This window comes from Serratia sp. LSHTC3, assembly GCF_057197125.1.
Genome location: NZ_JBXUNP010000001.1, coordinates 280,448 through 304,172 on the forward strand (window position 1 = coordinate 280,448; position 23,725 = coordinate 304,172).

The window sequence follows — 23,725 nt, forward strand, 5'->3', positions numbered from 1 at the left end:
ATGTTAAGTCAGTCTTATTCCCTTCCGGCCTTTGAGCTGCCGCAGCCGCGCTGGGCGCGCGGCCTGCTGCTCGCCCTGGCGGCGCACGCGGCGTTGGTGCTGCTGTTTTATTGGCCGCAGACGGCGCTCGAGCCGGTCGAGCTGCCGCCGCCGGCGGTGATGATGAGCTGGGCGGCGCAGATTGAAGCGCCGGAAAGCAAACCGCTGCCGCTGGGCGTGCAGCAGGCGGAGTCCGCCGCGGCGCAGCCCGCTGAGCAGCAGCAACAGCCGGATCTGCCTAAGCTGGCGCGCGCCGATAAAGCGAAGATCGTGACGGCGCAGAAGAAGCGCGCCGAACACCGCCCCCCGCAAAAAGCGCAGCCGAAACCGCAGGAACAGGCCAAAGAGACGCGCAACGCCGCCGCGTCCAGCGCCGCCGCGCCGCAGGCGCAGACGCTCTCCCACCAAACCGCCGCGCCGATCAACAGCGATGCCAACAGCAGCGCGCAGGCCAAGCTGTCGTGGGAGAGTCTGGTGAAAGGCAAGCTGAACCGCATCAAGGAATATCCCCCGGATGCCCGCAACCGCCGGCGCAGCGGCATGCCGCAGGTCAGTTTCAGCGTCGACGCGCAGGGGCGGGTATCGAACGTGATCCTGCTGGCGCGTTCCGGCACCGCGTCGCTGGATCGGGAAGCGGTGGCGGTGGTGTCGCGCGCGCAGCCGTTGCCGCCGCCGCCGCCGGAGATGCTGCAGCAGGGGGCCGTCAGGGTAACGATGCCGATCGATTTCAATCTGGCGGAGCTGAACGCCCGCCGTTAATGCCCGCAGACGCCGCCTCGCCGCCGTCCGCCTTTTCAAACTTCGTGAGGGATTATGAATCCGCTGTTATTCACCCCGCGTCGCCGCATCGCGGCCGCGCTCTGGCTTTCTTTAGGCGTCGCCGGCGCCGCGCTGGCGCAACCGCAGCCGCCGTTGGCGGAACGGGCGCCGAAAGCGCTGACGGCCCACGGCGAGACGCGCACCGACGATTATTACTGGCTGCGCGACGACAGCCGAAAAGAGCCGAAGGTGCTGGACTACCTGAAGGCGGAGAACCGCTACACCGAGCAGATGATGGCGCCGTACCAGAAGCTGCGCGCCACGCTGTATCAGGAGATGCTGGGCCGCATGAGTCCTGACGATCGTTCGGTGCCGTATCAGCTCAACGGCTATCGCTATCAGGAAAGCTACGCCGCCGGTAAAGATTTCGCGCGGTATCAGCGCCAGGCGCTCACCGGCGACACGCCGTGGCAAACCCTGTTGGACGCCAATCAGCGCGCGGCAGGCCATGCCTATTATCGCCTGGGGGCGCTGGACGTCAGTCTGGACAACCGCCGCCTGGCGGTAGCCGAAGATCTGCAGGGCCGCCGCCAATACCGCATCTCCCTGCGCGAGATAGACAGTGAGCGTTGGTCGCCGGAAACGCTGGAAAACACCTCCGGCAACATGGTGTGGGCCAACGACAGCCAAACCCTGTTCTACGTGCGCAACCACCCGCAAACGCTGTTGCCGTACCAGGTCTATCGCCATCAGTACGGTACGCCGACGGCGGAAGATAAGCTGGTGTACCAGGAGAACGATCCGGCGTTCTACCTCAGCCTCAGCCGTTCTTCTTCGCGTGACTACTTGATACTCACCATCAGCGGCAACACCACCTCCGAAGTGCGCCTGATCGACGCCAACCAGCCGCAGCGCGAGCCGCAGCTGTTCGCCGCCCGGCAAAATGGCCGCGAGTATTATCTCGATCACTACCGCGGCGAGTTCTATCTGCGTTCCAACCATCAGGATCCGAACTTCGGCCTGTACCGCACGGCGGCGGCGGGCAACCCCTGGCAGACGCTGATTGCGCCGCAGGCGCAGCACGAGGTGGAGAGCTTCAGCCTGTTCCGCGACTGGCTGGTGGTGCAGGAACGCGCCAACGGACTGGTGCAGCTGCGGCAAATCAGCTGGGACGGTAAAACCGAGCGCGCCATCCCGTTCGACGACGCCAGCTACATGGCCTGGTTGGGCTATAACCCGGAGCCGGACAGCGATCGGTTGCGCTACGGCTATTCGGCGATGACCACGCCGACCCGCACCTATGAGTGGGATCTGAACAAGGGCGAGCGCACCCTGCTCAAGCAACAGGAAGTGAAAGGCGTCGATCCCAGCCTGTATCACAGCGAACGCATTTGGATCACGGCGCGCGACGGCGTGAAGGTGCCGGTCTCGCTGGTATATCGCAAATCGCTGTTCAAAAACGGCCATAACCCGCTGCTGGTCTACGGCTATGGCGCTTACGGCATGAGCATGGATCCGGCGTTCAGCGCCAACCGTATCAGCCTGCTGGATCGCGGCTTCGTCTATGCGCTGATCCACGTGCGTGGCGGCGGCGAGTTGGGGCAGAGCTGGTACAAACAGGGCAAGCTGACGCACAAACCGAACAGTTTCAACGATTTCATCGACGCCACTCAGGCGTTGATCAACGGCGGCTACGGCCAACCGGGACGCATCTACGCCATGGGCGGCAGCGCTGGCGGTTTGCTGATGGGGGCGGTGATCAATCAGGCACCGCAGCTGTACAACGCGGTGGTGGCACAGGTGCCGTTCGTCGACGTGGTGACCACCATGCTGGATGACAGCATTCCGCTGACCACCGGGGAATACGAGGAGTGGGGCAACCCGCACCAGCCGGCCGCCTATGCGCTGATGAAGTCCTACAGCCCGTACGACAACGTGCGCAAGCAGCATTATCCGAACCTGCTGGTCACCAGCGGTTTGTACGACTCGCAGGTGCAGTATTGGGAGCCGGCCAAATGGGTGGCGAAGCTGCGGCGTTTCAAACAGGGCGATTCGCTGTTGCTGCTCTCCACCGACATGACCGCCGGCCACGGCGGCAAATCGGGCCGCCTGGCGCGGCTGGAAAACGGCGCGCTGGAGTACGCCTTTATTTTGGCGGCGGATCGGCAGATGCAGAAATAACCTTCAGCGCCGCGGCACGCTGCGGCGCAATAAAACAATAACAATCTTTTACCGCGCGTTTCGGCGGGCTTTTTGCTGGGCATTGTCGGCCATCAAACCTTATTGGCTATTTCTGGGGATATATGAAAATCAAAATGATAGCGAGCCTGATCGGCGCGGGACTGGCGCTGTACGGGCCGGCTGCGGCCGCGCAGGAACAGGCGGAAAACAATAAAGGCAGCGTGGCGTTCAGCCCGCTTAACGTCTCGGCCGCCGACGGCGGCAAGAGCAGCGAAAAAGAGGCGTTGGCGAAGCCTGGCGCATTCAGCTCGCGCGACGAAAACAAAAATCTGGAGTCGGTAGACAGCATTCTGCGCAGCATGCCGGGCACCTATACCCAGATCGACCCCAGTCAGGGGGCGGTCAGCGTCAATATTCGCGGCCTGAGCGGCTTTGGTCGGGTCAACACCATGGTCGATGGCATTACCCAAAACTATTACGGTACTTCCACGTCTGGCGTGATATCGCACGGTTCGACCAATAACCAGGCGGGCGTTTTGATTGACCCCAATTTCATCGTCGGCGTGGACGTGGCGCGCGGTGAGAACAGCGGCGGCAGCGGCGTAAACGCGTTGGCGGGCAGCGCCAACTTCCGCACTATCGGTGTTGATGATGTGATCTTTTCCGGCAATCCTTTCGGCGTGAGAACCAAATTCTCGGTCGGCAGCAACGGCATTGGCCGCAGCGGCATGATCGCCGTCGCCGGTAAGGGACAGGCGTTTACCGATACCGGCAGCATTGGCGCGATGGCCGCGGTCAGTGGGAGCTCTATTTATTCGAACTTCAACAATGGCGACGGTATCAGCAGCGAAGATTTTGGGTACGATGAATTTATGAAGCAAAATCCCAAGTCACAGCTGTTCAAACTGGATATCAAGCCTAACGAGTTCAATAGCATTGAGTTTTCCGCCAGGAACTACCAAAACCGCTTTTCTCGGCGCGATATCGATAGTCATGACCTCTACCTCAAATATCACTATGCGCCGTTTTCGGAGCTGGTGGATTTAAACTTCACCGTCAGCACCAGTAAAGGCAATCAGAAATACGACGGCGGTTCGCTATTCACCTTCTTTAACACCAATGCAAAAAACCGCTCCGATGCGCTGGATATCAACAACACCAGCCGATTCAGCCTGCTGGATACTGATGTAGCCTTCAGTTATGGCGGCAAGCTGATGCGCAACCAATACCGCAAACATGTTGAATCGGCGATAGAGAATGCGCAGACGGCGCAGGAGGCGATAGAAAATAACACCTTCGCGCCATCCGGCGAGCAGCGAATCGGCAGTTTATATACCGGCCTGCAGCTTAACCGGGATATTTATCAACTCGATCTCAATCTGAACTACACCAGCAACAAGCTGACCGGCTACAAGCCTGAATGCGATTATCGCGTGGAATGCTTCCCGCAAGGGGCCGCGAACATCAATTTGAAAGAGCAAGGGTTCAATCCTTCGGTAATGCTATCGGCGCAGGTGACGCCGTGGTTGCAGCCATTCGTCAGCTACAGCAAATCGATGCGTGCGCCGAACATTCAAGAAGTGTTCTATTCCAACTCGGGTGGCGCATCGATGAACCCGTTCCTCAAGGGGGAACGGGCGGAAACCTGGCAGGCCGGCTTCAATGCCAACGGACACGATCTGTTGGTGAAGGAAGATTCATTGCGCCTTAAGGTCGTGGGCTATACCAGTAAGGTACGTAATTACATCTTCAGCGAGTCCTACATGGTATGCCGCAATGGGCGGAAATGCAGTTATCGCGAAAATCTGGAAAACGATTGGGCCGATGCGAGCGAAGATTACTCGGACAACATGTATATCTACGTCAACTCTCTGACGCCGGTACGCATGCATGGTGTTGAGGTTGAAGCCAACTATGACGCCGGTCGAGCATTCGCCCGCGTCTCTTTCAGCAAGCAACACACCGAGCAGCCGACCTCCATCGCCAGCACCTATTTCGGCGCCGGGGATATCAATGAACTACCGGACATGTATTTTACGTTGGATACCGGGGTGCGTTTCCTTGATGAATCGCTAACCGTCGGCAGCATCGTGAAATACACGGGCAAAACGCGTCGCTTGTCGCCGGATTATGAACAGAGCGAAGTGACCGGTGAAATCCTGAAGCAAGAGATGCCGAACATTCCTACCATTATTGACCTGTACAGCACTTATCAGATCAACCGCAACGTCATGCTGAAATTTAGCGTGCAAAACGTGATGAACAAGAGCTATTCCGAGGCGTTGAACAAACTGAATATGTTGCCGATCCAAGGGGATGACGCGACGGCCGCCAACACCGCCCGTGGGCGGACTTATATCTTCGGCGGGGAGGTGCGCTTCTAAACCGCAGCAGAGCAGGGCGCAGTCACTGCGCCCGTTTCGCCTGCAGCAGCCATTTGTCCAGCTCGTTGGCGAACTGCTGGCGGTCGCGCTGGTTCAGGGCGTTCGGGCCGCCGGTCTGAATGCCGCTGGCGCGCAGAGTATCCATAAAATCGCGCATGTTGAGGCGCTCGCGGATGGTGTCCGGCGTATAGCGCTCGCCGCGCGGGTTCAGCGCCACCGCGCCTTTCTCTATCACCTCCGCCGCCAGCGGGATGTCGGCGGTGATCACCAGATCGCCCGCTTCGCAGCGGCGCACGATCTCGTTGTCGGCCACGTCGAAACCGGCCGCCACCTGCAGCGAACGGATGTACTTCGACGGCGGCGTGCGCAATGGCTGGTTCGCCACCAGCGTGACGGTGATGGCGGTGCGATCGGCGGCGCGGAACAGCACCTCTTTGATCACGTTCGGACAGGCGTCCGCATCGACCCAAATCTGCATCATTTCGGCTCCTGCAGCCAGTCGCGCACCGGCAGGAAATCGCGCGTCAGCGCCGCTTCCGGGCTGTCGGCCTCCGGCTGGTAGTTATATTCCCAACGCACCAACGGCGGCATCGACATCAGGATGGACTCGGTGCGCCCGCCGGTTTGCAGCCCGAACAGCGTGCCGCGATCCCACACCAGGTTGAATTCCACATAGCGGCCGCGGCGATACAGCTGGAACTGGCGCTCGCGCTCGCCCCAGGTCAAGGCCTTGCGTTTTTCGACGATCGGCAGATAGGCGTCGAGGAAGCCCTGGCCCACCGCGCGGGTGAAGGCGAAACAATGGTCGAAATCAGGGGTGTTCAGATCGTCGTAGAACAGGCCGCCGATGCCGCGCGCTTCGTTGCGGTGCTTGATGAAGAAGTAATCGTCGCACCATTGCTTGTATTTCGGGTAAACCTCGTCGCCAAACGGCGCGCACAGCTCGGCCGCGGTGCGGTGCCAGTGCACTGCATCCTCTGCGAAACCGTAGAACGGCGTCAGGTCAAAACCGCCGCCGAACCACCACACCGGCGCCTCGCCCGGTTTTTCGGCGATGAAGAAGCGCACGTTGGCGTGGCTGGTGGGTACATAGGGGCTGAGCGGGTGGATAACCAACGAGACGCCCATCGCCTGGAAGCTGCGCCCGGCCAGTTCCGGACGGTGCGCGGTCGCCGAGGCCGGCAGAGTGGCGCCGGAGACGTGCGAGAAGTTGACCCCCGCCTGTTCGAACACCGCGCCGTTGGTCAGCACGCGGCTGCGGCCGCCGCCGCCTTCTTCACGCGTCCATTGGTCTTCGGTGAACACGGCGCCGCCGTCGGCCTGGGCGAGCTGCGCGCAGATGTGATCCTGCAGCGCCAGCAGGAAGGATTTTACTTCAGCGATGTTAGGTAAACTCATGCGGGGTCTTTATAGCGTCTGGCTGAACAAGGCGCTGAGTATACTCTTATTCGCCGCCCGCGGCATCAGCGGGGTTTGCGTTGGTGTGCGTCGAAATAGTCGAAGAAGTTGATGATGCCGTCCGCGATGGCGCGGGCGATTTTCTCGCGAAACGCGGTGGTGCCCAGCAGCCGCTCTTCGTTCGGGTTGGTGATGAATGAGGTTTCCACCAGCACCGAGGGGATGGACGGGGATTTCAGCACCGCAAACGCCGCCTGTTCGGTGCTGTCGCTGTGCAGATGGTGCACCGGGCGAATTTGGCCGAGCACGTGGCGGCCGAGCGTCAGGCTGTTGTTGATGGTGTCGGTTTGCACCAGATCGAACAGCACCTGCTGCAGGTAGTTGTCCTGATCCTTGTACTTGCCGCCCGCCACGTCGTCGGCGGCGTTTTCACGGTTGGACAGGTAGCGCGCCATGGCGCTGCTGGCGCCGCGGTTGGAGAGGGCGAACACCGAAGCGCCGGAGGCCGACGGGCTGGTGAAACCGTCGGCGTGAATGGAAATGAACAGATCGGCCTGGTGCTGGTGGGCGATCTCCACCCGCTGGAACAGCGGAATGAATTCGTCTTCTTCGCGCGTCAGGCGCGCCTCGACGTGATCGTGCTCATGCAGGAATCGGCGCACGTGGTTGGCGATTTCCAGCACGATGTGTTTTTCCTGCGAGCCTTCATGGCCGACCGCGCCGGAGTCGATGCCGCCGTGGCCGGGATCGATCATCACCCGCTTTTTGCCGCCGGCCGGTTTCGCCGCCGGTTTGCTGTGCTGATTGCGCAGCAGGCCTTCCGCCTTGGCGTTTTGGCTTTTCACGCCGAACAGCGCCACCGCCAGACCGGAAAGCAAAAGTTGGCGTCGCGTCGGGGAAACGGCAAGCGGTTTAAAATTGAGGAAGGGTTTACCCTGCTTTTTCATTACGCAACGCTCCGTCGACGTTTCTATTTTGCGACGTTATATCGTATTGATAATCATTAATCGACCCGATAACTATTTCCATTTATTACGCCTGTTACCGGCGATTTCCGGGCAAAATAGCGCGCTAAATCGCAGTTTGATATTGCGTAAGTGAATAATCACGCGATAATCAGATAAACACCTTAATTAACAGCGGCCAACATCGATGGAAATTCGCGTATTTCGACAAGACGACTTTGAAGAAGTCATTACCCTGTGGGAGCGCTGCGATCTGCTGCGCCCCTGGAACGATCCGGAAATGGACATCGAGCGCAAGCTGAACCACGACCCGGAGCTGTTCCTGGTGGCGGAAGTCGGCGGCGAAGTGGTCGGTTCGGTGATGGGCGGCTATGATGGGCACCGCGGCTCGGCGTATTACCTCGGGGTGCATCCCGACTATCGCGGGCGCGGCATCGCCAATGCGTTGATCAACCGTCTGGAGAAGAAGCTGATCGCCCGCGGCTGCCCGAAGATCCAGATCATGGTGCGCGAAGACAACGACACGGTGGTTGAGATGTACGAGAAGCTCGGCTACGAAATCCAGGGCATCACCAGCCTGGGCAAACGGCTGATCGAAGATCAGGAATATTGATCGAGCGGCGGACGGCGGTATAGCCCGCCCGCCGCAGCGCATTACGGCAGCTTTTTGACGGTTTTTACGTCCACTTCCACGCTGCTCCAGTCTTTATCCACTTTCCCTTCCAACTGCACCTTGTCTTTCGGTGTGACGGTTTGGCCGTTCCAGCGCTTGCGATCGATCTCGACCGTCAGGGTGCCGGTGGCGTCGCGGAAGGTGTAGGTATCGTCGCCGATGCGCTGCTCGATGTTGCCCTGCAGCATCACCCAGGTGTCGTCGCTCAGCGATTTCACCTTGTCCACGGTGGTCAGCGCCGCGCTGGGGCCGGAGAAACCGCCCTGCGGAGCGGCTTGCGTTTGTGCCTGCGGCGCGGCCGGATCGAGGAACCCGCCTTGTTGCGCCAGTACCGGTGCGCTGCACAGCGCGATCAGAGCGGCCAGAGTCAGTTTTTTCATGTTGCGCTTCCTTATCGTTATCGAAAATCACATCCCGCTGATATCGGGTGCTTGCTTGGTGATAAGGATTAAAACACGCCGATCTTAAGAGCTTCTTAAGCCGACGCATTGAAATTCTCGCTGGCGGCGCCCATCTGTAGCCATAGTCTTTATTCTGTGACAAGGAACGAGCGTTGAAGCCATTCTCCCCCCGGTTTTCCCCGGACGATTACGACCAGCATGGCGCGCTGCGGCTGCCGCTGGGATTTTGGGCCGTGCTGATTTTGCAGGCGCGCACCTGGCTGTTGTTCGTGATGGCCGGCGTTTCGCGCGAGCAGGGCGAAAGCCTGTTGGCGCTGTTTTATCCGGATACCCAACGCTTTTGGTACGGCATGCTGCTCGGCCTGCCGGCGGCGCTGGCGTTTTTGCTGAGCGGCCGTCGCCACCAATGGCCGCGGCTGTGGCGCGGCTGGCGCTGGGGGCTTGCTGTCTCGCTGCTGGCGTCTCTCGGCGGCTCGCTGTTCAGCCTGTGGCGCCAGGACGGCGATGCGCCGGGGCTGGAGCTGGCGTTGGTGTTGCTCGACGCGCTGGCGCTGAGCTATCTGCTGCTGAATGTGCGCCTGAAAGCCTGTTTCGCGCCGCCGGAGCATACCGACTAATTGCCGAGAAGTGCGGCACTTTTCGCATTTTCCGCACTCCAAGCTGGCAACCGTTGGCGTAGTGCGGGCCGTTGTGAGAGGCTGGCACGCAGCAAAACGCCGAATGCGGCAGGCGCGGGCTACCGCGCCGTGCCATTGATGTCTAAGGAGCTAGAGATGAATATTCGCCCCCTGTTGTTAGGGCTTCCGCTGTTACTGACCGGCTGTTCGAGCATGTCCAATTTCTCCTGGTCCAGCCTGTCGCCGTTCAACTGGTTCGGCAGCAGCCTGGAGGTCGGCGCCAAGGGCGTCGGCAAGCTCAACGCCGGCACGCCGATGTCGGAAAGCGCCATCAATGACGGGCTGGACGGCAACTACCGCCTGCGCGGCGGCATGGCGACCAACAACGGCCAGATCGTCTCTTATTACCAGGCGCTGTCCGGCGACGAAGTGAAACTGGTGATCACTGGCGAACCGAAAGGGCGCCTGCAGCGCGTGGACGTGCTGGATCCGAAAGTGGCGACGGAGTGGGGCAACAAGCTCGGCACGCCGTTCGGCGATATGTACAGCAAGGCGTTCGGCTCCTGTAAGCCGGGCAGCGGCGAAGACGCCGGTAAAGTGGAGTGCGTGGCGGAGCAGAGCAAGTACGTTACCTACATCTTCAGCGGCAAGTGGGCCGGGGCGCAGGATATCATTCCGCCGGACGACACCCTGAAAAGCTGGACGGTCAGCAAAATCATCTGGCACGCCAAGCCGCAGCAGTAACGTGTTCAACGGGCGCCGGTTCGCGGCGCCTGCCTTTTCAAGCCATTACCCCTATTTTCTTTGCGCTGCTGCAAGGCAATCGTCCGCGCTTGCGGTATGATAGCGCGCGTTTGTAACAGGGAACCCGCGCGTCAACCGCCATACCTGTTGCCTGGTTTTGGTATTGAGGATAACAACATGACACAGGTTCAGAGCGGCATTCTGCTGGAGCACTGCCGTTTCGCCATTTTTATGGAAGCCAGCGTACAGGGCGAATTCGCCGACTTGCGCCAGGGCTGCAAGCAGTTTTGTCAGACCCTGAGCGAGCTGCAGCAGCAGTTCCCCGATGCGCGCCTCGGCGCGGTGATCGCTTTCGGTTACGACGTTTGGCACGATCTCTCCAGCGGCCAGGGCGCGAAAGAGTTGAAGCCGTTCACGCCGCTCGGCAAAGGGCTGGCGCCGGCCACCCAGCGCGATATGCTGATCCACATCCAGTCGCTGCGCCACGACGTCAACTTCACGCTGGCGCAGGCGGCGCTGGCGGCGTTCGGCAATGTCATCAAGATTGAAGAAGAAACCCACGGCTTCCGCTGGGTGGAAGAGCGCGATCTGAGCGGCTTCATCGACGGCACCGAAAACCCGCAGGGCGACCAGCGCCCGGCAGTGGCGACGATCGCCGAAGGCGAAGAGGACGCCGGCGGCAGCTATGTGCTGGTGCAACGCTACGAGCACAACCTGCGCCAGTGGCAGCGCTTTACCACCGAACAGCAGGAGCAGATCATCGGCCGCACCAAGCACGACAGCGAAGAGCTGCCGGCCGATCAGCGCCCGGATACCTCGCACGTCAGCCGCGTCGATCTGAAAGAGAACGGCAAGGGCCTGAAAATTTTGCGCCAGAGCCTGCCTTACGGCACCGCCAGCGGCAAGCACGGCCTGTTCTTCATCGCCTATTGTGCGCGCTTGCACAATATCGAGCAGCAGCTGCTGAGCATGTTCGGCGATCTGGACGGCAAACGTGACGCGATGTTGCGCTTCAGCCGTGCGGTGACCGGCAGCTACTATTTTGCGCCATCGCTGACGCGCCTGCTGTCACTTTGACGCCGTCGCCGAAGCCGGCGCGTCCGGCTTCGGTCTGTTTTCCCTTCCCAAAACGCCTCGCATTCCCTGGCTTATAGCGTTTGATGCTTGTAAATCACTAAACGGTATATAAAAGCGTTACAGCTCCGCACCGAGTTATAAATACACTGGTCGTCAATAAGGCGAAAGCCTGAAGGAATGACTCAGTGATAAGGTGCAGAATGAAACAAAACCGGGTTAAAAATCTCGTGCTGAAAGGTTGGCTGGCGGCTGCGCTGTTGGCGAGCGGCGCCGCGTCGGCGGCGGAATTGCTGAACAGCTCTTATGACGTTTCCCGTGAATTGTTCGTCGCGCTGAATCCCGGCTTTGAACAGCAGTGGAATCAACAGCATCCGAACGACAAGCTGACCATCAAACAATCGCACGCCGGCTCGTCGAAGCAGGCGCTGGCGATCCTGCAGGGCCTGCGGGCCGACGTGGTGACCTACAACCAGGTCACAGACGTGCAGATCCTGCACGATCGCGGGCAGCTGATTCCGGCGGACTGGCAGGCGCGCCTGCCGAACAACAGCTCGCCGTTCTATTCCACCATGGCGTTTTTGGTGCGCAAGGACAACCCGAAGGGCATCCACACCTGGAACGATTTGGTGCGTGACGACGTGAAGCTGGTGTTCCCGAACCCGAAAACCTCCGGCAACGGCCGTTACACCTATCTGGCCGCCTGGGGCGCCGCCAGCCAGGCTGACGGCAACGATGCGGCCAAGACCCGCGCCTTCATGACCCGCTTCCTGAAAAACGTGCTGGTGTTCGATACCGGCGGTCGCGGCGCGACCACCACCTTCGTCGAGCGCGGTTTGGGCGACGTGCTGATCAGCTTCGAGTCCGAAGTGAACAACATCCGCAAGCAATACGGTGAAGACAAGTACGAAGTGATCGTGCCGCCGGTCGATATTCTGGCGGAGTTCCCGGTGGCCTGGGTCGACAAAAACGTAGAGCGCAACGGCACCGAGCAGGCGGCCAAAGCCTATCTGAACTACCTCTACAGCCCGGCGGCGCAGCAGGTGATCACCAGCTTCTACTACCGCGTCTATGACCAGAAAGCGATGGCGGCGGCGAAGGGGCAATTCCCGGACACCCAACTGTTCCGGGTGGAAGACCAGTTCGGCGGCTGGCCGCAGGTGATGAAAACTCACTTCGCCACCGGCGGCGAGTTGGATCAGCTGCTAGCGGCAGGGCGCAAGTAAATGTTGGCGTTGTCGTCCAGTAAACGGGTGCTGCCCGGATTTGGCCTCAGCCTCGGCAGCAGCCTGTTTTATACCTGTTTGATCCTGCTGCTGCCGCTCAGTGCGCTGGTGATGCAGCTGGCGCAGATGAGCCTGGCGCAATATTGGGAAGTGATTTCCAACCCGCAGGTGGTGGCGGCGTACAAAGTGACGCTGCTGGCCGCCGGCGTCGCCAGCCTGTTCAACGCGGTGTTCGGCATGCTGATGGCCTGGATCCTGACGCGCTACCGTTTTCCCGGCCGTTCGCTGCTGGACGGCCTGATCGATCTGCCGTTCGCGCTGCCGACGGCGGTGGCCGGCCTGACGCTGGCCGGTCTGTTTTCCACCACGGGCTGGTACGGTCAGTGGCTGGCGCACTTTGACATTAAGGTCACCTTCACCTGGCTTGGGATCGCGGTGGCGATGGCGTTCACCAGCCTGCCGTTTGTGGTGCGCACCGTGCAGCCGGTTTTGGAAGAGCTGGGGCCGGAATACGAAGAGGCGGCCGAGACGCTGGGCGCCACGCGCTGGCAGAGCTTTCGCCGCGTGGTGTTGCCTGAGGTGGCGCCGGCGCTGCTGGCCGGCACCGCCATTTCCTTTACCCGCAGCCTGGGCGAGTTCGGCGCGGTGATTTTCATCGCCGGCAACATCGCCTGGAAGACGGAAGTGACCTCGCTGATGATTTTTGTGCGTTTGCAGGAGTTCGATTACCCAGCGGCCAGCGCCATCGCCTCGGTGATCCTGGCGGCGTCGCTGCTGCTGCTGTTCAGCATTAACGTCTTGCAAAGCCGCTTCGGCAGACGTTTGGGAGGAGGGCACTGATGGCTGATGTTTCCGCCTTCAACGGCGCCGAGCGCCCGCGCGTCAACTGGGGCAAGTGGACGTTGATCGCCATCGGCGCGCTGTTTTCGGTGCTGCTGCTGGTGGTGCCGATGATGTCGATTTTCGCCGAGGCCTTCTCCAAAGGGGTTGGCGCGATGTGGAGCAACTTGCTCGATCCGGACATGCTGCACGCCATCTGGCTGACGGTCTTGATCGCGCTGATCACCGTGCCGTTCAACCTGGTGTTCGGCACGTTGCTGGCGTGGCTGGTGACGCGTTTCACCTTCCCCGGCCGCCAGTTGCTGCTGACGCTGATCGATATCCCGTTCGCCGTCTCACCGGTGGTGGCGGGGCTGATTTATCTGTTGTTTTACGGCAGCAACGGCCTGCTGGGCGGCTGGCTGGATGCGCATAACATTCAGATCATGTTCTCCTGGCCGGGCATGGTGCTGGTGACCATCTTCGTCACCTGTCCTTTCGTGGTGCGCGAGCTGGTGCCGATGATGCTCAGCCAGGGCAGCCAGGAAGACGAGGCCGCCATTCTGCTGGGGGCGTCCGGTTGGCAGATGTTCCGCCGCGTGACGCTGCCCAACATTCGCTGGGCGCTGCTGTACGGCGTGGTGCTGACCAACGCGCGCGCCATCGGCGAGTTCGGCGCGGTGTCGGTGGTGTCCGGTTCGATTCGCGGCGAAACCTACAGCCTGCCGCTGCAGGTTGAGCTGTTGCAGCAGGATTACAACACCGTCGGGGCCTTTACCGCCGCCGCCCTGTTGACCCTGATGGCGATCGTTACCCTATTTTTGAAGAGCGCGCTGCAGTGGCGTCTGGAACGTCAAAACGCGCGTCTCGAGCGGGAGGAAAATCATGAGCATTGAGATTAACGGCATCAACAAGTACTTCGGTCGCACCAAGGTATTGAACGATATCTCGCTCGATATTGCTTCCGGCGAGATGGTGGCGCTGCTCGGGCCATCCGGCTCCGGCAAGACCACGCTGCTGCGCATCATCGCCGGGCTGGAAAGCCAGAGCGGCGGCAAGCTGGGCTTCCACGGCACCGACGTCAGCCACATGCATGCGCGCGACAGGCGCGTGGGCTTCGTATTTCAGCACTATGCGCTGTTCCGCCACATGACGGTGTTCGACAATATCGCCTTCGGCCTGACCGTGCTGCCGCGCCGCGAGCGGCCGAACGCCGCGGCGATTAAACAGAAAGTCACTCAGTTGCTGGACATGGTGCAGCTTGGCCATTTAGCCAATCGCTACCCGTCGCAGCTGTCCGGCGGCCAGAAACAGCGCGTGGCGCTGGCGCGCGCCCTGGCGGTGGAACCGCAAATTCTGCTGCTGGACGAACCGTTCGGCGCGCTGGATGCGCAGGTGCGCAAAGAGCTGCGTCGTTGGCTGCGTCAGCTGCATGAAGAGCTGAAGTTCACCAGCGTGTTCGTCACCCACGATCAGGAAGAGGCGATGGAAGTGGCCGACCGCATCGTGGTGATGAGTCAGGGCAATATCGAACAGGTTGGCTCGCCGGAGGAGATTATGCGCGAGCCGGCCAGCCGCTTCGTGCTGGAGTTTATGGGGGAAGTGAACCGTCTGAACGGCGAAATTCGCGGCTCCCAGCTGTTCGTCGGCGCGCACCAGTGGCCGCTGTCGTTCCAGCCGATGCACCAGGGCAGCGTCGATCTGTTCCTGCGCCCGTGGGAAATGGAAGTGGCGACCGAGAGCAGCGAGCGCTGCCCACTGCCGGTTCAGGTGTTGGAAGTCAGCCCGCGCGGCCATTTCTGGCAGCTGACGGTGCAGCCGATCGGCTGGCATCAGGAACCGATCGGCGTGGTGTTGCCGGAAGGCAACGCCACGCCGGTGCGCGGCGGCCGTTATTACGTCGGCAGCCTCAATGCGCGGCTGTATGCCGGCGATCAACTGCTGCAACCTGTTGCGTTAGCCAAAAGCGCCTGATAGGTTTTAGCCAGTCCTTTTCTTTAAGGCAACCCCGGGGTTGCCTTTTTACTTTACGCACACCAACACACAGGCAAAGATCGTGACAACGCTCGAACAATGCATCGGTAATACCCCGCTGGTACAACTGCAACGGCTGGCCGCCCAGGCGGGCAGCGAGGTATGGGTCAAACTGGAAGGCAATAACCCGGCGGGATCGGTGAAGGATCGCGCCGCGTTGGCGATGATCCAGCAGGCGGAGCTGCGCGGGGAGATCAAGCCCGGCGACGTGCTGATCGAGGCTACCAGCGGCAACACCGGCATTGCACTGGCGATGATCGCTGCATTGAAAGGCTATGCGCTGAAGCTGCTGATGCCGGAGAACATGAGCCTGGAGCGGCAGGCGGCGATGCGCGCCTACGGTGCGGAACTGATCCTGGTCAGCCGTGAGCAGGGGATGGAAGGGGCGCGCGATCTGGCGCTGGAGATGCAGCGCCAAGGGCAGGGCAAGGTGCTGGATCAGTTTAACAATTTCGACAATCCCTATGCCCACTTCACCACCACCGGCCCGGAGATCTGGCGCCAGACCGAAGGGCGCATCACGCACTTCGTTTCCAGCATGGGCACCACCGGCACCATTACCGGCGTGGGCGGTTACCTGAAGAGCCAGAATCCGCAGGTGCAGATCATTGGCCTGCAGCCGGCGGAAGGCAGCAGCATCCCCGGCATTCGCCGTTGGGCGCCCGCTTACCTGCCGGGTATTTTCCGCCCGGAGCTGGTGGATCAGGTGTTGGATATCGAGCAGCGCGATGCCGAGCAGACCATGCGCCAGCTGGCGCAGCGTGAAGGCATTTTCTGCGGCGTCAGCTCCGGCGGTGCGGTGGCCGGCGCCCTGCGCGTTGCGGCGGCTAATCCCGGCAGCGTGGTGGTGGCGATCGTCTGCGATCGCGGCGACCGTTACCTCTCCACCGGCGTGTTCGACTGACCGTTCCTTCCCGGCGGCGCGTCCCGCCGGGAAACGCCTTCTCACCTCCCTGTTACAGACTGCCTGTCCGGCCCGCCGACGCGGCGGCTATCGCCTGCTCGCGCGCCAATCCCCTGACTGAAGTAGAGAAATCGCGCGACAGCGGCCACACTAACGGTGGCGAGACGCCAAGAGCGATGTGTAAGGATTGAGTAAAACCGGCTGCGGGCCGGCGGAATTGGCGGGAAAATAACGAAAATCGGTGAAGGAGCAAGGCATGAAAATTTTACTGGTCGACGATGACCTGGAGCTTGGCACCATGCTGAGCGAATACCTGACGGGCGAAGGCTATGACGCCACGCTGGTGCTGACCGGCAAGGCGGGGGTAGAGGGCGCGCTGTCGGGCGACTATACCGCGATGATCCTCGACATCATGCTGCCGGACATGAGCGGTATCGACGTGCTGCGCGACGTGCGTAAAAAGAGCCGGCTGCCGATCATCATGCTGACCGCCAAAGGCGACAACATCGATCGGGTGATTGGCCTGGAGATGGGCGCCGACGATTACATGCCCAAACCGTGCTACCCGCGCGAATTGGTGGCGCGTCTGCGCGCGGTGCTGCGCCGTTTCGAAGAGCGGCCGCAAGAGGCGGAGGACGAGGCCGCCATCAGCTTCGGCGAGCTGACGCTGAACCCTTCTACCCGCAGCAGCGAATGGCGGGGCAAGGCGTTTGATCTGACGGCTTCGGAATTCAATCTGCTGGAGCTGTTGCTGCGCGCGCCGGACCGCGTGGTGTCGAAGGACGAACTGTCCGAGAAAGGACTGGGGCGCCCGCGCGAGGCCTATGATCGCAGCGTGGACGTGCATATCAGCAATATCCGCCAGAAGTTGAGCGCGCTGGCCGGCAGTAAGCTGAGCATCGAGACGGTGCGCAGCATCGGCTATCGCATACGGTAACCAGACATGCGCGGAAGACTGTTCTGGAAAATTTTGCTCGGCTTTTGGCTGACCTTTCTCATCATGACGCAGGCCTTGTGGGTGGCGTTTTCTCTTTATGGCGACCGCTATGTGCCGCCGGAGAATTCCATGGCGCGGCGGGCGATCGGCCTGCAGCTGACCTCCGCCGCCACCCAGTTGCGCAGTGGCGGCATGCCGGCGCTGGAAGCCCTGATGCGCGACTGGCCGGAGGACGATCGGCGTCTGCTGTCCGTTACGCCGATGACCCAACCGCCGCCTGAGCCGGAAGAACCGCTGTTTGAAGGGCGACGGATGCCGAAAGCGATTTCCGCCTGGGTGCAGACCGGAGAAGGGCAGGGTTACTGGCTGAGTTATAACGTGCGCGGGCTGCGGGAAGAGTATCGGCCGGAGCGGCGTTCCCACTTCTTCAACATTCCAGCACCGATGCTGTGGGTCGGCGGGCTGGGCGGTTTGCTGTTCAGCGCCGTGCTGGCCTGGAACCTGACCCGGCCGATGCGCCAGCTGCGCGGCGGCCTGGATCGGGTGGCGCAGGGCGATCTGTCGGTGCGGCTGTACCCGAATATGCGGCGGCGTCATGACGAACTATCCGACGTGGCGCGCGATTTCGATACCATGGCCGAGCGGCTGGAGCTGCTGGTCAGCGCCCGCGAGCAGCTGTTGCACGATGTCTCGCACGAACTGCGTTCACCGTTGGCGCGCCTGCAGTTGGCCATCGGTCTGGCGCGGCAGAATGCCGGCAACGTCGAAACCTCGCTGAAGCGCATTGAACATGAGTCGGGGCGGTTGGACAAAATGATCGGCGAGCTGCTGGCGCTGTCGCGTACCGAACACAGCAGCCTGCCGGACGAAGAGTATTTCGATCTGTACGGCCTGGTAGACGCGGTGGTGAGCGATGCGCGCTACGAGGCGCAGGTGCCCGGCGTGGATATCGTGCTGCAGGCCGAATCGGACGTGGAGTATACCGTCAAGGGCAATGCGGAGCTGATGCGGCGTGCGGTGGATAACGTCGTGCGTAATGCGTTGCGCTTCTCCAGCCACGGCCAGCGGGTGACGGTGGCGCTGTCGCGCGTCGACAATCAGTTTCAGATCGCCGTCAGCGATCAGGGGCCGGGCGTCGAGGAGTCGAAGCTGTCGAGCATCTTCGATCCTTTCGTACGCGTGAAATCGGCGCTGTCGGGCAAGGGCTACGGCCTGGGGCTGGCGATTACCCGCAAGGTGGTGCTGGCGCACGGCGGCCAGGTTGAGGCTCGCAACGGCGACAAAGAGGGGCTGATCATTACCCTGCGCATCCCGCGCTGGCAATAATAGACTATCTTACTTGCCATTTTGAACTAGGGCAGTGCTCGCCTTCGTCACGTACTGCGTGTACGCTCCGAAGGTTGCGCGCTGTCCATGTTCAAACTGCCTGCGCCGATAACGTCTATTATCCGCGGTATACCCAAAGGGTTTCGAATTGCAGCTAGGCGGCAAGCGGGGGAATCCCCGGGAGCTTACTCCAGTAAGTGACCGGGGTGAGCACGTGCGGCCAACAACGCTGCGGTTCGAAAGACGAAGGGGATAAAAAAACGGCGCCGAGGGCGCCGTTTTTTACTGCTCATTCGCGATAACTTCGATTACTTCTTGATGCGGATGATCGGGGTTTCGCCAACGGTTACGCTGCCGGACAGTTTGATCAGCTCTTTGATCTCGTCCATGTTGGAGATAACGACCGGCGTCAGGGTCGACTTGGCTTTCTCTTCCAGCAGAGGCAGGTTGAACTCGATAACGACGTCGCCTTTCTTGACGCGCTGGCCTTCTTCGGCGATGCGTTTGAAGCCTTCGCCTTTCAGTTCTACGGTATCGATGCCGAAGTGGACGAACAGCTCAATGCCGCTGTCGGATTCGATAGAGAATGCATGGTTGGTTTCGAAAATCTTGCCGATGGTGCCGTCAACCGGAGCAACCATTTTGTTGCCGGCCGGTTTGATGGCGATACCGTCGCCAACGATTTTTTCAGCGAACACTACGTCCGGCACATCTTCGATATTGACGATTTCGCCAGAAAGGGGAGCGACGATCTCGATAGTGCCCGTGTCTTTCTTGTCATCAGAAACCAGAGATTTCAGTTTATCGAACAAACCCATGATCTTCTCCTAAGCATTAAATTGGGCGGCGTTCCAGTGTCGTGGAAGTTTAGCAGAGCGTTTTTTCTTCGATGAATTTATTGACGCAATTCATCAGGTCTTGTGCCGTTGGCTGTGCCAAGGCCTGCGCTGCCAACGCCTTCACATCTTCGAAATTCGTGTTACGAATAATTTTCTTGATGCGCGGGATTGAAATCGCACTCATGCTGAACTCATCCAGCCCCATGCCCAATAACAACAGTGTAGCACGCTCATCACCAGCCAGTTCGCCGCACATGCCGGTCCACTTGCCTTCCGCGTGAGATGCATCAATAACCTGTTTGATCAGGCCAAGCACTGATGGGGACATCGGGTTATAGAGATGAGAAATCAGCTCGTTGCCGCGATCTACCGCCAGAGTATACTGGGTTAGATCGTTTGTCCCAATACTAAAGAAGTCGACTTCTTTCGCCAGGTGGTGAGCAATGACCGCCGCGGCCGGTGTTTCCACCATCACGCCCACTTCGATGCTCTCGTCAAACGCCTTGCCTTCTTCGCGCAGCTGCGCCTTCAGCGTCTCGATTTCGCCTTTCAGATCGCGCACTTCTTCCACGGAGATGATCATCGGGAACATGATGCGCAGTTTGCCGAACGCCGAGGCACGCAGGATGGCGCGCAGCTGGGCGTGCAGGATTTCACGGCGGTCCATCGCGATGCGGATGGCGCGCCAGCCGAGGAACGGGTTCTCTTCCTTCGGCAGGTTCATGTACGGCAGGTCTTTGTCGCCGCCGATGTCCATGGTGCGGACGATCACCGCCTGCGAGCCCATGGCTTCCGCCACGGCTTTATAAGCCTGGAACTGCTCGTCTTCGGTCGGCAGCGAGTCGCGGTCCATGAACAGGAACTCGGTACGATACAGGCCGACGCCTTCCGCGCCGTTGCGCTCTGCACCTGCGACGTCGCGCACGGTGCCGATGTTGGCGCAGACTTCAACCTGATGGCCGTCCAGCGTAATCGCCGGCAGGTCCTTCAGCTTGGCCAGATCGTTTTTCTCGGTGATGTATTGGTTCTGGGCGGCTTTCAGCTGATCGATAACGTCAGCGGTCGGGTTAACGTAAATTTTGTTGTTAACCGCGTCCAGAATCAGGTAGTCGTCGTTTTTCACCTGCTTGGTCACGTCGCTGGTACCGACGATCGCCGGCAGCTCCAGGGAGCGCGCCATGATGGAGGTGTGGGAGGTACGGCCGCCGAGGTCGGTGATGAAGCCCAGCACTTTGTCCAGGTTCAGCTGCGCGGTCTCGGACGGGGTCAGATCGGTGGCCACCAGGATCACTTCGTCCTGAATGGAGCCCAGATCGACGATCGGCATGCCCAGGATGTTCTGCAGCAGGCGCTTACCGATGTCGCGCACGTCGGCGGCGCGTTCTTTCAGGTATTCGTCGTCCAGCTCTTCCAGCGCTTTCGCCTGACCTTCGATCACGGTGTAGGCGGCGGCGTCTGCGGAGGCCAGATCGTCTTTGATTAGGGCTATGATTTCCTGCTCAAGCTCTTCGTCTTCCAGCAACATGATGTGGCCTTCGAAGATAGCTTCCTTCTCTTCGCCGAAGGTTTCGCCAGCTTTGGTCTTGATCGCTTCCAGCTGTTCGGACGCTTTCGCGCGGCCGGCCAGAAAACGCGAGACTTCCTGCTCTACTTGATCAGCAGAGATTTTCTTCCGGTTGATGACGATGTCGTCTTCTTTCAGCAAGAGAGCCTTACCAAAAGCGATGCCCGGTGATACTAAAATGCCTGAAATCATAACCCTACCTTACTCTTGACTGGTGTTAACTAAAAAGACGGGCCGATTACTCAAGCTCTGCCATCAGTTTTACCAAGTGCTCAACGGCTTTCTGCTCGTCTTCACCTTCAGCGGAGATGGTCACTACGGTCCCTTGAGTCAGCCCCAGAGTTTGCAGTTTGAACAGGCTTTTAGCGCTGGCGCTTTTGCCGTTGGAGGTCACGGTGATGTCAGACGTGAAGCCTTTGGCTTCTTTAACGAACTGAGCGGCAGGGCGAGTATGCAGACCATTCGGAGCGGTAATAGTAACTTCTTGCTGGAACATTGATGTTTCCCCAACTTATTGGATTAATGTTGTGGAGTTAAAGTTTAGCCCAGGGGGCTGACTTTAACTTGTCTGGTTATAGCGCCTGACTATGGACAGGGGCGAACGTTGATGCAACAGAAAACGACGCGTTAGGCACTTCAGATCAAAAAACTCGGCTTTAGACGTCGTTCCAATCCGCTCCCCATTATGCCCGATTCGCCGCGTCGGCGACAGATGAGTAAATCGATTCAGCCTCGACCGGGCTCGGAGAGTGATTAATTTTGCGCATCGAAATAATGCACCGTTAAATACTAAAGGCGACGGGCAAAAGCAATCTTGGACTGCTATAAAGTTTGATCCAGTCCACAAAAAAGCACCCTGCAGGGTGCTTTTTTAGCGATTTGTGCAGTGGCGGAATTACTGCTGCAATTCCTGCTCGGTGAACAGATCGGCGAACAGCGCGGTGCTGAGATAACGTTCGCCGGAAGAGGGCAGGATGACCACGATAGTCTTGTCGGCGAACGCCGGTTCTTCGGCCAGTTTCACCGCCGCCGCGACCGCTGCGCCGGAGGAGATGCCCGCCAGGATGCCTTCTTCGTCCATCAGGCGGCGCGCCATGCTGATGGCTTCGTCGTTGGAGACTTTCTCGACGCGATCCACCAGATCCAGATCGAGGTTGCCCGGAATGAAGCCGGCGCCGATGCCCTGGATCTTGTGCGGGCCCGGCTTCAGCTCTTCACCGGCCAGCGCCTGGCTGATGACCGGCGAGTCGGTCGGCTCTACCGCCACGGTGGTGATGGCTTTGCCTTTGGTGTTTTTGATGTAGCGGCTAACGCCGGTCAACGTGCCGCCGGTGCCGACGCCGGAGATGAACACGTCGACTTCCCCGTCGGTGTCTTCCCAGATTTCCGGGCCGGTGGTTTTTTCATGGATGGCCGGGTTGGCCGGGTTGCTGAACTGTTGCAGGATCAGGTAACGGTTCGGATCGGTGGCGACGATCTCTTCCGCCTTGGCGATGGCGCCCTTCATGCCTTTCGCCCCTTCGGTCAGCACCAGGTTGGCGCCCAGCGCCTTGAGCAGCTTGCGGCGCTCGATGCTCATGGTTTCCGGCATGGTCAGCGTCAGCTTGTAACCGCGCGCGGCGGCGACGAAGGCCAGCGCGATGCCGGTGTTGCCGCTGGTCGGCTCCACCAGTTCTTTACCGGCGGTCAGCACGCCGCGTTGTTCCGCATCCCAAATCATATTGGCACCGATGCGGCATTTGACGCTGAAGCTCGGGTTGCGTGATTCAACCTTGGCCAGAATGCGTCCGTTGCCGATACGGTTCAGACGAACCAGCGGCGTATGGCCGATTGTTAATGAGTTGTCTTCATATATCTTGCTCATAGCCCGTCCTTTAACTCTATGAAAATGTGGGGAACATCGAAAGCATACGCTAACAGTACCGGCAGGGAAGTAAAGAATTGGTATATCTATATGTTATTAGGAAATAAGTTTTAAGCACAATGATAAGGGCGCGAAATGCGCGCCCTGTCGAAAATTTCCGCGCTATCGGCGGCAAAAAACGGCGGTTATCGGACGAATTGCGAGCGGTAGCGATCGACCCACATCGCGGTGGCGCCGCAGACGGCGACCGGCAGGATCACCAGGTTGAGGATCGGGATCATGGTGAACAGGCTGACCAGCGCGCCGAACTGCAGGTTGTCGGTTTTGTGCTGGCGCAGTGCGCGGCGCATATCGGCAAAGCTCACCTTGTGGTTGTCGAACGGATAGTCGCAATACTGGATCGCCAGCATCCAGGCGCTGAACAGGAACCACAGCACCGGCGCCACCGTTTGACCGATGCCGGGCACGAAGTACAGCGCCAGCAACAGCAGCGCGCGCGGCAGGTAATACATCAGCTTGCGCCATTCGCGCGCCATGATGCGCGGTAGATCTTTGGCGATGCCGAGCAGGCCGGTATCCGGCAGCGGTTTGCCGGTCAGGCTGCCTTCGAGCTGTTCGGCCAGCAGGCCGCAGAACGGCGCGGCAATAAGATTGGTGATGGTGCTGAACAGATAGCTGAACACCAGCAGTACCGAAATGACCGCCAGCGGCCACAGCAGGTAGCTCAACCATTGCAGCCAGTCGGGAACGTGGCTCATCATCGCCGGGATCCAGTCGCCGAGGCGGCTGAACAGCCACCAGAAAGCGGAACCCATCAGCAGCACGTTGACCAGCAACGGCAGAACCACATAGCGTTTAATCCCCGGGCGTGAAATCAGGCGCCAGCCTTCGGCGAAATAGTGAATGCCGCTGGTCGATCGGGGAGAGGGCTGCGTATAGGACATATCTTAAGTTATCTCGTTGTCTGAACAGGCATC

Annotated in this window: 23 protein-coding genes; 14 read left to right on the forward strand and 9 right to left on the reverse strand. The window is 60.1% G+C overall.

Going from position 1 to position 23,725, the window contains the following annotated elements:
• From AC2CGI_RS01350 to AC2CGI_RS01360, 3 genes are all read left to right on the forward strand, one after another.
• Nucleotides 1-798 (forward strand): TonB family protein, encoded by a 798-nt coding sequence (locus tag AC2CGI_RS01350; protein WP_021505631.1) that lies wholly within the window; start codon nucleotides 1-3, stop codon nucleotides 796-798.
• Nucleotides 799-852: 54 nt separating this feature from the next.
• On the forward strand, nucleotides 853-2,979 hold the full coding sequence (locus AC2CGI_RS01355) for a S9 family peptidase (RefSeq protein WP_080497825.1): 2,127 nt from the start codon (nucleotides 853-855) through the stop codon (nucleotides 2,977-2,979).
• 122 nt (nucleotides 2,980-3,101) lie between these two features.
• Nucleotides 3,102-5,363: a TonB-dependent receptor domain-containing protein gene (locus AC2CGI_RS01360; protein ID WP_004936517.1), complete on the forward strand. Its 2,262-nt coding sequence runs from the start codon at nucleotides 3,102-3,104 to the stop codon at nucleotides 5,361-5,363.
• Nucleotides 5,364-5,385: 22 nt separating this feature from the next.
• Here AC2CGI_RS01360 and AC2CGI_RS01365 read toward each other — a convergent pair whose 3' ends face one another.
• The 3 genes from AC2CGI_RS01365 to amiA form a co-directional block, all read right to left on the reverse strand.
• On the reverse strand, nucleotides 5,386-5,841 hold the full coding sequence (locus AC2CGI_RS01365; protein WP_004936514.1) for a YaiI/YqxD family protein: 456 nt from the start codon (nucleotides 5,839-5,841) through the stop codon (nucleotides 5,386-5,388).
• Nucleotides 5,841-6,761, reverse strand: a complete 921-nt coding sequence (gene hemF, locus AC2CGI_RS01370; protein ID WP_015378680.1) for an oxygen-dependent coproporphyrinogen oxidase — start codon at nucleotides 6,759-6,761, stop codon at nucleotides 5,841-5,843. The genes AC2CGI_RS01365 and hemF overlap by 1 nt, the downstream gene beginning before the upstream one ends.
• A 65-nt stretch (nucleotides 6,762-6,826) precedes the next feature.
• Nucleotides 6,827-7,708, reverse strand: a complete 882-nt coding sequence (gene amiA / locus AC2CGI_RS01375; RefSeq protein ID WP_021505629.1) for an N-acetylmuramoyl-L-alanine amidase AmiA — start codon at nucleotides 7,706-7,708, stop codon at nucleotides 6,827-6,829.
• Between the two features lie 205 nt (nucleotides 7,709-7,913).
• Here amiA and AC2CGI_RS01380 point away from each other — a divergent pair, with 205 nt between their 5' ends.
• The gene (locus AC2CGI_RS01380; protein ID WP_004936504.1) at nucleotides 7,914-8,339 is read left to right on the forward strand and encodes a GNAT family acetyltransferase; all 426 of its coding nucleotides are present in this window, start codon (nucleotides 7,914-7,916) and stop codon (nucleotides 8,337-8,339) included.
• Nucleotides 8,340-8,380: 41 nt separating this feature from the next.
• Here AC2CGI_RS01380 and AC2CGI_RS01385 read toward each other — a convergent pair whose 3' ends face one another.
• Nucleotides 8,381-8,779 carry a YgiW/YdeI family stress tolerance OB fold protein gene (locus tag AC2CGI_RS01385; protein WP_033632426.1) on the reverse strand — a complete coding sequence of 133 codons (399 nt, stop codon included), beginning with the start codon at nucleotides 8,777-8,779 and terminating at the stop codon, nucleotides 8,381-8,383.
• Nucleotides 8,780-8,952: 173 nt separating this feature from the next.
• Between AC2CGI_RS01385 and AC2CGI_RS01390 the strand changes: the two genes are divergently transcribed.
• From AC2CGI_RS01390 to AC2CGI_RS01435, 10 genes are all read left to right on the forward strand, one after another.
• Nucleotides 8,953-9,417 (forward strand): DUF2919 domain-containing protein, encoded by a 465-nt coding sequence (locus AC2CGI_RS01390; protein WP_076740556.1) that lies wholly within the window; start codon nucleotides 8,953-8,955, stop codon nucleotides 9,415-9,417.
• Nucleotides 9,418-9,573: 156 nt separating this feature from the next.
• Nucleotides 9,574-10,161 (forward strand): RpoE-regulated lipoprotein, encoded by a 588-nt coding sequence (locus AC2CGI_RS01395; protein ID WP_004936494.1) that lies wholly within the window; start codon nucleotides 9,574-9,576, stop codon nucleotides 10,159-10,161.
• Between the two features lie 177 nt (nucleotides 10,162-10,338).
• Entirely contained in the window at nucleotides 10,339-11,238 is a 900-nt protein-coding gene (locus AC2CGI_RS01400) for a Dyp-type peroxidase (protein WP_004936493.1), read from the forward strand.
• A gap of 200 nt (nucleotides 11,239-11,438) precedes the next feature.
• The gene (locus AC2CGI_RS01405) at nucleotides 11,439-12,461 is read left to right on the forward strand and encodes a sulfate ABC transporter substrate-binding protein (RefSeq protein WP_033632428.1); all 1,023 of its coding nucleotides are present in this window, start codon (nucleotides 11,439-11,441) and stop codon (nucleotides 12,459-12,461) included.
• A complete protein-coding gene (cysT, locus tag AC2CGI_RS01410; RefSeq protein ID WP_004936486.1) occupies nucleotides 12,462-13,301 on the forward strand; it encodes a sulfate/thiosulfate ABC transporter permease CysT in 840 nt (279 codons plus the stop codon). It begins immediately after the preceding gene.
• A complete protein-coding gene (cysW, locus tag AC2CGI_RS01415; RefSeq protein WP_033632429.1) occupies nucleotides 13,301-14,176 on the forward strand; it encodes a sulfate/thiosulfate ABC transporter permease CysW in 876 nt (291 codons plus the stop codon). The genes cysT and cysW overlap by 1 nt, the downstream gene beginning before the upstream one ends.
• A complete protein-coding gene (gene cysA, locus AC2CGI_RS01420; RefSeq protein ID WP_049243150.1) occupies nucleotides 14,166-15,254 on the forward strand; it encodes a sulfate/thiosulfate ABC transporter ATP-binding protein CysA in 1,089 nt (362 codons plus the stop codon). The genes cysW and cysA overlap by 11 nt, the downstream gene beginning before the upstream one ends.
• Nucleotides 15,255-15,336: 82 nt before the next feature.
• Nucleotides 15,337-16,218, forward strand: a complete 882-nt coding sequence (gene cysM / locus AC2CGI_RS01425) for a cysteine synthase CysM (RefSeq protein ID WP_004936477.1) — start codon at nucleotides 15,337-15,339, stop codon at nucleotides 16,216-16,218.
• 256 nt (nucleotides 16,219-16,474) lie between these two features.
• A complete protein-coding gene (locus tag AC2CGI_RS01430; RefSeq protein ID WP_076740557.1) occupies nucleotides 16,475-17,155 on the forward strand; it encodes a response regulator transcription factor in 681 nt (226 codons plus the stop codon).
• A 6-nt stretch (nucleotides 17,156-17,161) separates the two neighbouring features.
• Complete coding sequence (locus AC2CGI_RS01435) at nucleotides 17,162-18,481, forward strand: ATP-binding protein (RefSeq protein ID WP_076740558.1); 1,320 nt, start codon at nucleotides 17,162-17,164, stop codon at nucleotides 18,479-18,481.
• A gap of 308 nt (nucleotides 18,482-18,789) precedes the next feature.
• Here AC2CGI_RS01435 and crr read toward each other — a convergent pair whose 3' ends face one another.
• The 5 genes from crr to cysZ form a co-directional block, all read right to left on the reverse strand.
• Nucleotides 18,790-19,299, reverse strand: a complete 510-nt coding sequence (gene crr / locus AC2CGI_RS01440; RefSeq protein ID WP_004936467.1) for a PTS glucose transporter subunit IIA — start codon at nucleotides 19,297-19,299, stop codon at nucleotides 18,790-18,792.
• A 49-nt stretch (nucleotides 19,300-19,348) separates the two neighbouring features.
• Nucleotides 19,349-21,076: a phosphoenolpyruvate-protein phosphotransferase PtsI gene (gene ptsI / locus AC2CGI_RS01445; RefSeq protein ID WP_015378671.1), complete on the reverse strand. Its 1,728-nt coding sequence runs from the start codon at nucleotides 21,074-21,076 to the stop codon at nucleotides 19,349-19,351.
• 46 nt (nucleotides 21,077-21,122) lie between these two features.
• Nucleotides 21,123-21,380 carry a phosphocarrier protein Hpr gene (gene ptsH, locus AC2CGI_RS01450; RefSeq protein ID WP_004936458.1) on the reverse strand — a complete coding sequence of 86 codons (258 nt, stop codon included), beginning with the start codon at nucleotides 21,378-21,380 and terminating at the stop codon, nucleotides 21,123-21,125.
• Nucleotides 21,381-21,779: 399 nt separating this feature from the next.
• Complete coding sequence (gene cysK / locus AC2CGI_RS01455; protein ID WP_004936453.1) at nucleotides 21,780-22,748, reverse strand: cysteine synthase A; 969 nt, start codon at nucleotides 22,746-22,748, stop codon at nucleotides 21,780-21,782.
• 185 nt (nucleotides 22,749-22,933) lie between these two features.
• Nucleotides 22,934-23,692, reverse strand: coding sequence for a sulfate transporter CysZ (gene cysZ, locus AC2CGI_RS01460; protein WP_033632432.1), 759 nt, complete (start codon nucleotides 23,690-23,692; stop codon nucleotides 22,934-22,936).
• Nucleotides 23,693-23,725 lie beyond the last annotated feature (33 nt).